Annotated in this window: 12 protein-coding genes; 6 read left to right on the plus strand and 6 right to left on the minus strand. The window is 49.1% G+C overall.

The features are described from left to right. The 6 genes from ACES2G_RS06435 to mazG form a co-directional block, all read right to left on the minus strand. Positions 1-504: a biopolymer transporter ExbD gene (locus tag ACES2G_RS06435; protein WP_347357573.1), complete on the minus strand. Its 504-nt coding sequence runs from the start codon at positions 502-504 to the stop codon at positions 1-3. Positions 505-507: 3 nt separating this feature from the next. After that, positions 508-1,050 carry a biopolymer transporter ExbD gene (locus tag ACES2G_RS06440; protein WP_347357574.1) on the minus strand — a complete coding sequence of 181 codons (543 nt, stop codon included), beginning with the start codon at positions 1,048-1,050 and terminating at the stop codon, positions 508-510. Between the two features lie 52 nt (positions 1,051-1,102). Then, on the minus strand, positions 1,103-1,810 hold the full coding sequence (locus ACES2G_RS06445) for a MotA/TolQ/ExbB proton channel family protein (RefSeq protein ID WP_347357575.1): 708 nt from the start codon (positions 1,808-1,810) through the stop codon (positions 1,103-1,105). Further along, positions 1,785-2,402 carry a PilZ domain-containing protein gene (locus ACES2G_RS06450; protein ID WP_347357576.1) on the minus strand — a complete coding sequence of 206 codons (618 nt, stop codon included), beginning with the start codon at positions 2,400-2,402 and terminating at the stop codon, positions 1,785-1,787. Before ACES2G_RS06450 ends, ACES2G_RS06445 begins: the two co-directional genes overlap by 26 nt. A gap of 11 nt (positions 2,403-2,413) precedes the next feature. Then, positions 2,414-3,460: a hypothetical protein gene (locus ACES2G_RS06455; protein ID WP_347357577.1), complete on the minus strand. Its 1,047-nt coding sequence runs from the start codon at positions 3,458-3,460 to the stop codon at positions 2,414-2,416. 336 nt (positions 3,461-3,796) lie between these two features. Next, positions 3,797-4,615: a nucleoside triphosphate pyrophosphohydrolase gene (mazG, locus tag ACES2G_RS06460; protein WP_347357578.1), complete on the minus strand. Its 819-nt coding sequence runs from the start codon at positions 4,613-4,615 to the stop codon at positions 3,797-3,799. Between the two features lie 101 nt (positions 4,616-4,716). On the opposite strand from mazG, the gene ACES2G_RS06465 reads away from it, so the two are divergent. The 6 genes from ACES2G_RS06465 (at position 4,717) to bamA (ending at position 13,555) form a co-directional block, all read left to right on the plus strand. Next, complete coding sequence (locus ACES2G_RS06465) at positions 4,717-7,131, plus strand: HDIG domain-containing metalloprotein (protein WP_347357579.1); 2,415 nt, start codon at positions 4,717-4,719, stop codon at positions 7,129-7,131. Positions 7,132-7,133: 2 nt separating this feature from the next. Further along, the gene (gene ybeY / locus ACES2G_RS06470) at positions 7,134-7,586 is read left to right on the plus strand and encodes an rRNA maturation RNase YbeY (protein WP_374001604.1); all 453 of its coding nucleotides are present in this window, start codon (positions 7,134-7,136) and stop codon (positions 7,584-7,586) included. A gap of 279 nt (positions 7,587-7,865) precedes the next feature. Beyond that, a protein-coding gene (gene prfB / locus ACES2G_RS06475) for a peptide chain release factor 2 (RefSeq protein ID WP_347357581.1) occupies positions 7,866-8,997 on the plus strand; the annotation gives its coding sequence in 2 pieces (ribosomal slippage) (positions 7,866-7,946 and positions 7,948-8,997; 1,131 coding nt in all). Then, positions 8,994-10,223: an ABC transporter permease gene (locus tag ACES2G_RS06480; RefSeq protein ID WP_347357582.1), complete on the plus strand. Its 1,230-nt coding sequence runs from the start codon at positions 8,994-8,996 to the stop codon at positions 10,221-10,223. The genes prfB and ACES2G_RS06480 overlap by 4 nt, the downstream gene beginning before the upstream one ends. Then, a complete protein-coding gene (locus ACES2G_RS06485) occupies positions 10,216-10,899 on the plus strand; it encodes an ABC transporter ATP-binding protein (RefSeq protein WP_347357583.1) in 684 nt (227 codons plus the stop codon). The genes ACES2G_RS06480 and ACES2G_RS06485 overlap by 8 nt, the downstream gene beginning before the upstream one ends. Before the next feature lie 268 nt (positions 10,900-11,167). Then, a complete protein-coding gene (gene bamA / locus ACES2G_RS06490; protein WP_347357584.1) occupies positions 11,168-13,555 on the plus strand; it encodes an outer membrane protein assembly factor BamA in 2,388 nt (795 codons plus the stop codon). The last annotated feature ends 49 nt before the right edge of the window (positions 13,556-13,604 follow it).

Genomic DNA, 13,604 nt, shown 5'->3' on the forward strand with positions numbered 1-13,604 from the left:
TTATTCTCCGACCATGGTAACAAGTTTTAACTGAGGAAAGCCTGCCATGGATGCCGTATACATGACTTTTCTCAGAGTGGCGTAAGGAAGGTCCTTGTCTGCCTGAAGAAGGATTCTTCCTTCTTTTACGTGTGCCTTGTCTTTCTGGTCCTCGGCCTTTGCAATCTTATCCAGCTCCTGGAACAGGGGCTTGATAAAGTTGGTGTCTTTGTCTTCCAGATCCTGGGGCAGGAAGTCGGCGTTCTTAACGTCGGCAATTTTGGTTTGATCAAGCTTCAGCGCGTTTCCGCTTAGTGAGATCTTGATGGATTCTGTGGCGTTAGTCATGGATGCGGATGACGGAAGACGGATGTCGTTTTCCGGGTTAATCTGAACTTCAGACGTCGAATAGCTTTGCAGCAGGAATACCAGCATGATGGTAAACATGTCTGTCATTGATGTGATGTTCAGACCAAAGGTGGAGTTCTTTTTTGTTTTCGGTTCGTATCTGCGACGACGTGACATGTGTTAGCCCTCCATGGTGTTCGCAAAGACGATCTCTGGGAACATATAGTTTGTTTCCACGTTCTTACCCTGTTTGGTGTCGAAAACGGGGAATTTGACTTTCGCATCACGAGCCTGACGAGCCTCATCCATAATTTTTACGATGACGTCGTAAGGAACTTTACCATCCGGGTTGAGTTCAATTTTGAAAACTTCCGGGTGTGCTTTCTTGATGTCGACAAGCTTGTTGTGCAGTCCTTGAAGATCGTAGACACCATCCTTCATCGCGATGGTTTCCACTTTTTCCTGACCCTTTTCTGTAATCACGATGCGAATAGCCTGAGGATCCACTTCCAGTGCCACATTTGTGGGTGTCTTTTGGTCTTCCTGGCGTTGAATGGCTTCATTGACCACCTGAGGCAACTCGGTTTCAATGACCATCATCTGTACGAAGGCCGAAGAAACCAGAAGTACGGGCACCAGCTTGACCATCACGGCCAGCAGTGGTGCCAAGTCCAGCTCGAACTCACTGTTATGATCTACTTGAATCTTGCGTGCGCGTCTCATATTTTATCCCATCCTTAGTTTATAAGGTCCACCACTTCGGGAAAGGTCTCCGTTAGGAGACCTTCTGGCCTGGAGATGGAGGAGTCACTGTCGGAGTTGCCAGGTGATCAGGGAACACATTCTGGCGGGTCAGATTTGGGATGTGAGCGCTTGTAAGAAGCTCTGTCAGTTTGGAAGTCTTCTCAGAGATCTCTTCGATCAATTGATTCTGACGGGCAGTCAGGAATGAGAAGAACACCATCGCTGGGATTGCCACTGCAAGGCCCAAGGCTGTTGTATACATGGATACGGAGATACCATGTGCCAACAAAGCTTGCTTTTGAGCCGGATCGGCCGTCGCAACCGCTTGGAACGAAAGGATCAGACCGTGGATCGTACCTAGCAGACCCAACAAGGTTGCTACGTTGGCCAGCATGGAAAGATAGTGAAGACGCTTGGTGTACAAAGGTACATTTTCACTCAAAGCGATATCATGCGCCTGGAAGATTGTATCGTCATCGCGATCCGCCTTTTCCAGGATGGTCTTAAATGCGGAAGCAAGTGGCTTCTTTTCAAGTTGAGCGCAAAGCAGAAGAGCTTCATCCAGCTTTTTGGCTAAAACCAAATTCTGAACCTTGCCCATGAACTCGTCGACATTCATGCCGTAGTCTTTATAAAGTGCTTTTGCACGCTCTGCTACGAGAACCAATGAGCCGACGCCGACCAGTAGAATGAACCAACCGACTACACCGGAATCATTCATGAACTTTAAGAATGCCATTTGTTTCCTCCTTGGAAACGCCACCGCGTGTCCATTTTGTTAATTGAGCCATACCGATTTCTTGCACCGAGAGGAAACGAACAGCGTAATGCAAACCGGATTTAACGTTGAGTCTTTGCTTTGAGTAATTCTTGCGAATAATTTCACAAAGCGCGTTGAATGTCTGAGGGTTTTCCTCAGAAGTTCTAAAGTTGAGTAGGATCTTTTGACCGGGCAGAAGCAGGGGATCGTTCAATAGAACCAACGCCCCGTTTTCGCTCACACTCAGGGTGTGGCCGTCAAAAAAGTTGTGATCGTTGTGGGCATAGACCGGGGTGACCAGATCCACGCGTGGACATTTGCGATCTTTAAAAGAACCAGACAAATGGTCTTTGGTTTCGATCAATCTGCACAGACGATCTTTGGAAAAATCCTGAAGATCGCCCAGCAGTGTCCAGTTCTCCAAATGGGAAGCCCAGACATAGTTGTAGTCATAGAGCTCGCCATTTTGGATCATCGTGATCAGTGATTTATACTCGTAAGGGCCGTATTTCATTTCCCCGCGCAGAATATACCACTGCTGTTGATTAGTTGCTGTCTGTACCCCACCCATACAACATCCTTTTACAGTTTGATCGACTTAGGATAGAAGTCGATGGTGATGTTAGCATCCGCTGCCGGCACCGCACTTCCGTGGAAGGTGATGGTCAGGTTGGATGCATCGTAAGTCCATCCGTTGACGGGATCGTTCGGCACAGAAGCTCCGTTTACTGTGATTGCGATCGTGTCTTCTTGCGGCTCACGATTTAGTTTAAAGACGCTGGAAAGCTGGATGATAGAGTCCGAGATGAGTTCCAGAGATTCTCCGAAGTTAGAGCACAAGGAGGCCTTCACGCCGCCAGTCAGGTTGGACATCTCAATCAGGCGGCTGGCGATTTTGCGCTCTTTGAAAGTGTTGTTCAAAGAAGTTCTGCAGGCGTCATCCAGGATGCCGATCGTGTTGACGGAATAGTTACGGCTGCCGACATACTGATCCATGAAGTCCACATAGCTTTGAACTGTGTGCAGATTTGGATTGGAATAACTTTCATTGAACTGGCCGGAAGAGGAAGAGAAGTCTTCTTCGTCCGTAACAATGATCACTGCCAAAAAGGCTTCAGGACGACGGAACCCCAGGGTGTTGTTGTGTGCATCCAGCAGTGTTTCCTTGATGCTGGAAAGAGCACGCTCGTCACCGTTACCATTGATGCCCTGCTTGGCATTGATAGCGAAAACGTCACCCAGATTCTGAGTATTCTTGTTCATCACGAACACGCCCGAATGATTGGTACCCGCACCGTCCTTGATGCGTGCAAGAGTTGAATTTGAATCGAACTGTTTTCTCCAGGCTTCCGTTGTCGTTACCGCCATGTTGAAGTCATAGTTGTATGTCTGGAAGCGGCTGATGAAGGACGCGAAGTTCTGAGTCAGGTTAGTCTGAGAAGTTTCCATGGAGCCGGAGTTGTCGATAACCCAAAGGATGTCGATTTGTTTTGGGATGAAGACAGCCTGCTGTTTGTAATCAGCGCCATCATCCAGCAGGGAATAAGAACCTGTTCCCTTGCTGCACCCTGCGATTAGTGCCATAGCTGAAGCCATCATTATTGCTTTGCTTGCCACTGTTTTTCTCATACGGTTATGCCCTCCTGAGCCCCACCACGCTACTTGATGGATTCAGTTTCGTTTAAAACAGGGCAAAACTGAAATTTGCGATAACTGTGTGAATTTGTTTTTTAATTTCTAAGTGGTCTCAGGCTGAGACAAGCTAAGTATCTGAAAGAACAGGGAGTTATATAATCAATCATTTTCAAAAAAAAATTCTTGTGTCGAACCTCTCAACACTTTGCGAAGCTTTGGCGCCCACTTAAGGTCCTAACTACGCGTCGAAATTAGAAGATCTGTGTAAGTGACGAACTTCTTTTCAGCGCACAGAGCCGGGTGGTCTTCGGCTCGCTTTGTCTTGTCGGGCTATTTCTTCTTCAGAAGTGCTTTGGCCTTTTGCCAGTAAGATTCTTTTTCTTCAAGTGTGATGGCGCTGAAGTCTTTGCTGTCAGCATGCACAAGTTCCACCATCTTGTTAAAGCGTTCTTCAAAGCGCAGGTTGGCTTTGCGAAGCACTTGCTCGGGTTCCATCTCAAGGTGTCGTCCCAGTTGAGCTAAAGAGAACAGGGCATCGCCGAGTTCATGTTCGATTTCGGCATCAGACCCATCGTCCAAAGCTTCGTGTAATTCATTGTACTCTTCGTCCACTTTGGTCATGACTTCATCCACCGAACTCCAGTCAAATTGCAGCTTCTCGGTGCGTTTGCCGATTTTGTAAGCTCTTTGTAGTGCGGGAAGGGGAGGAACATTCAGGGAATAGGGCGCAGGTGCGGCAGAGGAGGCCTTTTCCTGTTTTTTGATTTCTTCCCAGTTGCGAATGACTTCCTGAGTGTCCGCAACCTTGGTGTCAGAGAAAACATGCGGGTGGCGACGGACCAGCTTTTGCGAGATTTCTGCAATCACATCTTCGAGAGTAAAAGCTCCACGTTCGGCGGCAAGCTGAGCATGGAGAACCACTTGGAAGAGGACATCCCCCAATTCTTCTTTAATTTTTTGGTCTTTGCCCTGACCGGGCTGTGGGTCTTCCAGCGCTTCCACCAACTCGTGAGTTTCTTCGATAGCGTATTGAGTCAACGTTTCGTGAGTTTGTTCTTTGTCCCAAGGGCATCCGTCCGGGCCACGCAGGTGAGCTACGATCTCGACTAAGGACTCAATATGACGTAAGTTGGATGGTGCTTGTGGCATGGGGACCCCTCGACTTTCTGATGGAATCTCTTTATTGCTAGCACAAATGCATAGTGATTTCGACAATTTTCGCATTATGGGGTAACGTAGAAAAACTAGATATGCAACGAGGTAAGAATCAGAAAAAGGGCGAAAGCCCAGCCACGCGTGTGAACTATGAGGATCACAGTCTTAAGTTTTTAGACTGGGTTGATTCCATCGGATTGGAGAAAACTTTCTTCGGCCGCATCGTGCAGCTGATGGAAGAAAAATTCTTCATTCGCCGGGCTGCTTTGATCTTTTTGTACTGCGTTCTGTTGTCTTACACGATCTTCTATCAGTTCGATATTCCTTACAACTTTACTGTCGGTGACGTCGCGAAATTCGATGTGGTTTCGCCGATGGGCTTTGAGATGACCGACGAGGTCACAACCGAAGAAAAACGCCTGAAGGCCGAGTATTCTGTTCCGATTGTTTATGACTATGACACCAGTGTTTTCGAACGTGTGTCGGTCAATCTGATTCATTCTTTCCGCACCATGCGCGCATACTATCGTGAAACCAAATGGCCGACGGCTTCCGCGCAGTACCGGGTGGCGGTGAAGGATTTCTTCCAGTACAAAAAGCAGTTTGAAAAAGAACTGGGTGTGGGTGTTTCCGACTTCATGTTTGAATGGCTGGTGGATTTAAAATTCAGTCCGCGCATTGAAGCCATTGTGATCCGCAACCTTGAAAACTGGTATGACCGCAAGGTGGCGGAAGCTCCGGATCGCTTTATTCCCGCCAGTCAGTCCGCCGTTCTTGGACGGGTGGTTCATAAAAACAATCTGGGGAAAGAGTTTTCCATCCCGCGCGAAGAAATCCTGGATCTGCAATCGCCGGAAAACTTTGAATTGGATTTGAAAAAAGACCTGCATCGTTTCTCGGAAAGTGATCAGGCCAATATTCTGTATTTTGCAAGGTCCCTGGTTGTACCAAATATGACCTTGAACAAACAGGAAACAGCCACTCGCCGTCAGTCGGCCCGCGATGCGGTCATTCCCGTAACGATCACAATCAAAAAGAATCAAAATATCATCGCTCAAGGGTCGGTGGTTCAGCCGTTCCAGATGGCGGTGATCAAGCAGATCGAAAATATCCGCGCAGACAAGCGCAAGGACATCATGTCCTTGTCGATGGCATTGATGCTGTCCGTGGCGATTCTGGTATTCTTCTCTTACTTAAAGCGCTTTACCATCAACAAAGTTAAAATCGAATTCAAAGACGTGTCGGTAATGATGCTGATTGCTTTCGGGATCATCTTCTTCACCAAGATTTATCTGTTCATTACGGATGCGGCCTTTGCCTCGAAATTAGGCCATTTCCTGCCACCGTCGATCTTCCTGTTTGCCGCCCCGGTGGCCGCTGGTCCGATGCTGGTGGGGCTTTTGATCACTTATGGCGAGATCGTCTGGCTGTTCACGGCCTTCCTGTCTGTCTGCCTGGGGATCATGGTGGACTATAACTTCAGCTTTATGTTCGTCAGCCTGGTGGGCGGTATTGCTGCGGCTCGCGGGGTTTACAACTGTAAAACTCGAAATGATGTTTATTTCGCCGGGGTTCGTACCGGACTTGTGAATGCCGCGATGATTGCCTTTATCCTGACCATGACCAAGTTTGATCAGGAAGGCGGGGTGAAAGAGATTCTTCTGTCCATCCCGGCGGGCTTTATTGGCGGGATCTTCTCGGCTCTGGTGGCAATGATGTTTGTTCCGCTTCTGGAGTCTGTGTTCAGTTATACCACCGACGTGAAACTTCTGGAGCTAAGCAATCTGAACCATCCGTTGCTGAAAGAGATGATCGTAAAAGCGCCGGGAACCTATCATCACTCGATGATGGTGGGTTCAATGGTGGAAGCCGCTGCGGAAGAAATCGGTGCCAATCCGCTTTTGGGTAAGGTGATGTGTTACTATCACGATATCGGCAAGATGGAGCACGCCAACTACTTCATCGAAAACCAAAAGCCGGGCCATAATCCGCATGATCATATTTCTCCGTTCATGAGTAAGACCCTTTTGATCGCGCACGTGAAAGACGGGGTCGAGATGGGGATGGCCTACAAGCTGGGTAAGCCTATCATTGATGGGGTTTTGCAGCATCACGGAACCACTTTGATTTCTTATTTCTACAACAAGGCTTTGGATTTGAAGAAGGAAGACGATCCGGAAATCAGTGATCAGGACTTCCGCTATCCGGGGCCGAAACCTCAGTTCCGTGAAGCCGCCCTTTGTATGTTGGCAGACAGCATCGAAGCGGCCGCACGTTCTTTGGATGAGCCGACACCGACGCGTTTGCAGAACATCGTGAAAAACATCACGCAAAGAAAGTTCTCGGACGGGCAGCTGGATGAATGTAATCTGACACTGAAAGATATCTCCAAGGTCGAAGCCGCGTTCATCCGCATTCTTCTGGGGATCTATCACCAGCGTATTGATTATCCACGCAGTGCGGGGGGCGGTCTTGGTGATGTGGCCCAAAGTACTCCTTCCCAAGGTTGATCATGGAAGTTTTGATTGTTAATGAATCCAAACATGCGGCTCCACGAAAATTCATTCAAACGTGGATGGAGCTTCTGACGGCAGAGCTGAAGAAGCGTAAGGTTTTGACTGCCGATCAGGCGCACCGTGAGCTGACTATGGTGTTTTTGGATAAAAAGCCCGCACAGAAAATCAATAAAGAGTTTCGTGGAAAAGACTACGCCACCGATGTGTTGAGCTTTGATTCGATGGACCCGTCTTCTTTGGGGGAGCTGGTTCTGTGTCCCGAAGTTCTAAAGCGCCAAGCGGCGGAACACAGTCTGACCTATCAGCAGGAGTTGGGTTACATGCTATTGCATGGAGTCCTTCATTTATTGGGCTATGATCACGAGACCAATGAAAAAGACGCCCGGGAAATGTTCGGCATTCAGGATGCGGCCTTTGAAGTTCTATTGAAAAAAATCTCTGCCCGATAGGGGCTCTATTCCTTGTAAAATTGAATTGAAAGTGGAATTCCCCTCGGAAGGACGGAAAAGGTCCTTCTGCGGCAACGGTTTTGTCGAAGCTTTAAGCAGTTTGTGGGTCGTTGGCCTTGAATTCGCGCTATATCGCAAATAGTCGAAGCTCGGGGGTGTGGCATCGCCTTTGTATTAGGGATCTGTGATGTCCCTGACTTCCGCCTTCGAGAGATATCCCCTCCCTTCTCTCGAAGGCGTTTTTCTTGACAGACTGGGCTTGGCGATTACACTGGGCCTATGTCTATCGTTACTGAAGCCTCTGAAATTAAAAGTAAAATCGTTTCTCTCGAAGCCTTCTCCAAGGAGCTTCGGGGGTATCTTTGACTTAGATCGCAAGAAAAAGCGCCTGGAAGAAATCTCCATTCAGGCTGAAAATCCCGCGCTCTGGGAAAAACCTGCTGAAATGCAAAAACTCAACAAAGAAAAAACCCTGCTGGAAAGAGCCGTGGGGGAATTCGACGCGTTTGCGGGTCGGTTGAGCGACGCCAAAGTCCTTTTGGAAATGGCGGAAGAAGCCCAGGACGAGGGCAGCTTTGCCGAGGCTAAAGCGGAAGTGACGGCTCTTGAAAAACTCGGGCAGGATCTGGAGCTGAAGCGAGTTCTGAACGGCGAGCTGGATAGCAACAGTTCCTATTTGTCGATCAATTCCGGTGCTGGTGGAACCGAGTCCTGTGATTGGGCTTCCATGTTGCTGCGTATGTACACGCGCTATGCGGATAAGCACGGTTTCAAAGTTCAGATCATTGAGATGACCGAGGGCGAGGGAGCGGGGATCAAGTCCTGCACGCTTTTAGTTGAGGGCCCTTATGCTTATGGATACCTGAAGGCTGAATCCGGCGTGCATCGTTTGGTGCGTATTTCTCCGTTTGATTCCAATGCCCGTCGGCATACGTCCTTTGCCTCTGTCTTTGCCTGGGCCGAGGTGGATGACGACATCAATATCGAAGTGCGCCCGGAAGATTTAAAAGTTGATACCTTCCGTGCCAGCGGGGCCGGTGGGCAGCACGTCAATAGAACGGACTCGGCAGTTCGTATGACGCATATTCCGTCGGGAGTGATCGTCACCTGTCAGGTCGAGCGTTCGCAGATTCAGAACCGTGAAAAAGCTTTGAAAATGTTGAAGGCCCGTTTGTATGAAATGGAAATTGAAAAGCGCAATGCTGAAAAAGATGCGATGAATTCCCAGAAGAAAGCCAACGAGTGGGGCTCGCAGATTCGCTCTTATGTGATGCATCCATATCAGATGGTGAAAGATCACCGCACCGATTTTGAGACCAATCAGGTTGATGATGTGATGGACGGGGATCTGGATGGCTTTATCATGGAATATCTAAAGTCCACATTGCAGGCAGAAAGCCAGCCTTCGTGAAGTCTTCACTTCCTTGGATTGCCGCAAGATTGTTATTCTCCCGCCAGACTTTGTTTGGGGGCTCGGCGCCGTTGGCCCTGCTAGGGTTGGTGCTGGGGGTGGCAGCTTTGGTGGCATCTATGGCGGTGATGAGCGGATTTGAAAACACGCTGAAAACAGCCATGGCGGAAGTGTCAGGTCATGTGCAGGTGGTAAAGCGCTCGCGTTTTCCGGATGACTGGAAGGAATTGGAAGAGCGCATTCGTAAAGCCGAGCCGACATTGGTCAGCTCGACGCGGTTTGTGTTTATTGAAGCGGTACTTGCTCACAAAGGGCAGATATCTGGTGTCTTGATTCAGGGTGTGGACACGGATCGGGTGAATGAGGTTTTAAACTTTAAGCGTCGGATTATGTCTGGATCCGACAATCTTTCCGAGCCCAGCGACATCCCTTTGGCACTTTTGGGCAAAAATCTGGCGCAGAAAATGGATTTGAAAGTCGGTGACACCTTCCGTGTTGTGGTTCCGGTGGCAGACAGTGTGGACCCTTCCAAGTTTCAACGTCGGGTGGGGGCTTTCAAAATTCAAGGTATTCTGGATCTGGGGAAGCACGACTGGAATGAACGTTTTATTCTGGCGGATCTTAAGGCCACGCAGACGTTGGCTGATATCGGGGACCGCTATTCCGGCCTGATTTTGCGCATGGAGGATGTGGATCATGCGCGCGAGGCGGCCTTTAATTTAAGTGCCACGTTGGGGCCTCCGTACTGGGTGCGAGACTGGCGTGATTCCAATGAAAATCTTTTTGAAGCCATCAATGTCGAACGTCCGGGGATCTTCTTTGTGGTTCTGGTGATCACTATCGTGGCGGCTTTTAATGTTTCAGCGACCTTGTCCATGAATGTGCTTCGTCGTTACAAGGATATTGCCATTCTAAAAACTGTCGGTCTTTCGCAAAAAGACATCCAGAAGATCTTCATTTTCCAAGGTCTTTTCATGGGCACCGTGGGGTTGATTTTGGGTTTCCTGGCTGGGGTGGGAATTGCTTACCTGTTTGAATGGCTGCAAAGCAGTCTGAATCTGATTTCCGGTGAAGTTTACCGTCTGGAAAATATTAAGCTGCAAATTCGTTTTGTCGATAGCATCGCCATTTGCGTTGCGACACTGCTGGTTTGTTTGATCGCAACCATCGCGCCCGCTCGTCGTGGTGCAAAGTTGGATCCGGTGGAGGGCCTTCGAAGTGAGTGATGAAAATATTCTTCTGCGCGCCATTGATATCCATAAATCCTATGCCCAGGGCGTGGGGGAGCTGGAAATTCTTCGCGGTGTTAGTTTGGATATCCGCCAGGGTGAGGCCTTTGCGATTCTGGGGGCTTCCGGAGCTGGTAAGAGCACGCTGTTGCAAATTATGGGCACCCTGGATCGTCCAAATAAAGGTGAGCTGTATTGTGAAGGCCGTGATTTGCTGGCGATGAATGATGAAGAGCTGTCCCGCTTCCGCAATGCTGAAATGGGTTTTGTTTTCCAATCCCACCATCTTTTGACGGAATTTACAGCGCTTGAAAATGTCATGATCCCTTGTCGGGTTGGTGGCGAGTCCATCAAAGCCGCGCGCGAAAAAGCCATGCAACTTTTGGAATTTATGGGACTGGCAGATCGCCGTGACCATCACCCGAATCAGCTTTCTGGCGGGGAGTTGCAGCGTGTGGCCATCGCTCGTGCCTTGGTGCGGCATCCAAAGATCCTGTTCGCGGATGAGCCGACGGGAAATTTGGATTCCCATACCAGCGGCAAGATTCAGGAGCTGTTCTTCCGCCTGAAGGAAGAAATGAAACTGGCGCTGGTGATTGTGACTCATGATCTGACTTTCGCGACACGATTTCCGAAAGTATACCGAATGAAAGACGGCCAATGGCAATCCTAGCCTGAGGGCCGATAAGGGTCCATCCGACGGCGTTGTCGGGGGACCACTTTCGCTCCGACGTGCATTGAGCACGCCTCCGCTTCAGCGGGACCCCTCCGCCTTGCGGCTGAACCCTTCTCGCCCCTTAGGGGTTTTTCTTTTTTTGAGGGGGTTGTGCTTTGCGGCTTTGACAGGACCTTGGTCTTAAGTTACGATTCTTCATCGAAATTGTAAGTACTTAGAAATCTTATAGATTTTTAAAAATCCGGGCCGGGCCCGATGATGGGGAATGGGAACTTTGAGTAAGCTTCTTTGTGCACTGTTAATCACATTCTTAACTTCTACGGTTGTGGCGGCTCCTGCCAAAAAGAAAACCACGAAGACGAAAGCTCCTGTTCAGGCAGCAGCGGAAGTGTCTTCGGGTCTGATTGTTAAAACCATTGAAGTCTCTGGCAACCGCAAGATTGAAAAAGACGCTATTCTTGCAAAGATCACTACAAAAGTAGGCGAGCAGTATTCAGCAGATCATATTCGTGCTGACGTTCTTTCTTTGTTCAATCTTGGATTCTTCAACGACATCGAAGTCAGTCGTCAAGTCACTGGCAAAGAAGTCACTTTGACTTACAAAGTGCTGGAAAAGCCCTCCATCGTGGAAATCACTTACGAAGGCAACAGCGAAGTCAAAGCTGAAGACATGGCCGATGCTTCCGGCATCAAGGCCTATCAGCTTTTGAATATGGCCAAAGTCAAAGAAGCGGTAGAGAAGATCCAAAAGCTTTACGAGGACAAGGGCTTCTTCCTGGCGAAAGTGGATTACGAAGTTCAGGAAGTGACCAAAGACGAAACAGTTCGTTTGGTTTTCAAGGTTCGTGAAAATGATAAAGTGAAAGTGAAGAAGATCACTTTCCTGGGCAATAAACATCTGGGCGATAGCGCCTTGAAATCCAAAATGCTGACGTCAGAAGGTGGTTTCTTCTCGGGATTGAGTGGTTCCGGTCAGTACAAACAAGAGATGTTCGAGCGTGATGTGCAAATCCTGCGTTTCCTTTACTGGAACCAAGGTTACGTTCAGGCTAAGGTCGATCGTCCTCAAGTGACGGTGACTCCGGATAAGAAGAACATCTATATCACCATCCGTATCGAGGAAGGTGAACAGTACAATGTCGGCGACGTGGATTTTGCCGGGGACCTGTTGTTCCCGAAATCCGAACTGCGTGAAGTGATCAATATCGATGACAACGGTGTGTTTGCATACGACGTCCTGCAAAAGGACATCAGCGAGCTGACCGCAAAGTACGGGGATCTTGGTTACGCTTATGCCAACGTGATTCCGCGCACACGCTTTAATGACAAAGAACGCCGCGTGGACCTGGTGTTTGAGTTCGACAAGGGCAACAAGGTTTACTTCGGTAAGATCAACATGATCGGCAACACCAAAACTCGCGATAAGGTTATCCGTCGTGAGTTGAAGGTGCACGAGGGTGAGCTTTACAACGAAACCCGTCGTCGTCAGTCTTTGGAAAATATCCAGCGCCTGGGCTTCTTTGAGGAAGTGAACTTCAAGACGTCGATTGATCCAGAGCGCACGGAAGTCATGAACGTGGACATCGCGGTGAAAGAGCGTAACACCGGACAGATCCAAGTGGGTGCGGGTTACGGGACATCTCAGGGCTTTACTTTGCAGGGGTCTGTGAATCAGGCCAACTTCCTGGGTAAAGGTCAAAATCTGGGCGCGTCCTTGAATCTAAGCAACACCGGCAGCTACTACAGCTTGTCCTTCACTGAGCCGTATTTCCGCGACACCTTGTGGTCGTTGGGTGCGGACATCTATCAGAGTGCGAACTCCGGTCGTGTGGACTATGACGAGAATCACCGTGGTGGTGCGATCCGTTTGGGCCATCCTATCGCTGAATACACGCGCGGTTTCCTGAAGTATAAGTACGATGACACCGAGCTTGAGGAAAAGTACGAAAACGGCAAGTTGATTACAGATCCGGACTTGTTCCCATTAAAGACCGCATCCGGCGTGACCAGTTCTTTGACCGCCAGTATTGAATTCGATACGCGTAATGACCGCCAAATGCCAAGCCGTGGTATTTATACGAGCGGTTCTTACGAATACGCCGGTCTGGGTGGAGATCTGAAATACACTCGCGGAACTGCGAACTTCCGTTACTATAAGAATTTGTTCTGGGATGTAGTGTGGCGAAATAACATCCAATATGCCCGCATTGATTCTTTGGAAGGCCAGGAAGTGCCCTTCAGTGAATTGTATTTGCTTGGAGGCCCGTACTCGCTGCGTGGTTACCGTTCCTACCGTGTGGGAAAAATGAAACAGTCCCAAATGATCTATAATGACCTTGTTGGGAAGTTGGGACCTGAGAAGGCCAAAGAGCAGTCCATGCGTTTCTATGGTGGTGTTCAGCAGGCGATGTACCAGACGGAATTACAGTTCCCTTTGGTGAAGGAAGCTGGCATCATGGGAGCTGGATTCTTCGACGTCGGTGCTGCGGATGACATCCTTACAGAAGGGGACTTCTTCGCAGACGTTGGTTTCGGTATCCGTTGGTACTCTCCAATCGGGGTCTTGCGCTTCGAGTGGGGCTTCCCACTAAACCGCAATTCCATCTACCACGACGCCACCGTCTTCGAATTCTCCATCGGCCCGTCGTTCTAACGGCGGCAGCCGCAGATGCTGAGGCGCCGACAGGCGCGTAAGCTGGATT

The sequence above is a fragment of the Bdellovibrio bacteriovorus genome (assembly GCF_041888015.1).
Taxonomy (GTDB): Bacteria; Bdellovibrionota; Bdellovibrionia; order Bdellovibrionales; family Bdellovibrionaceae; genus Bdellovibrio.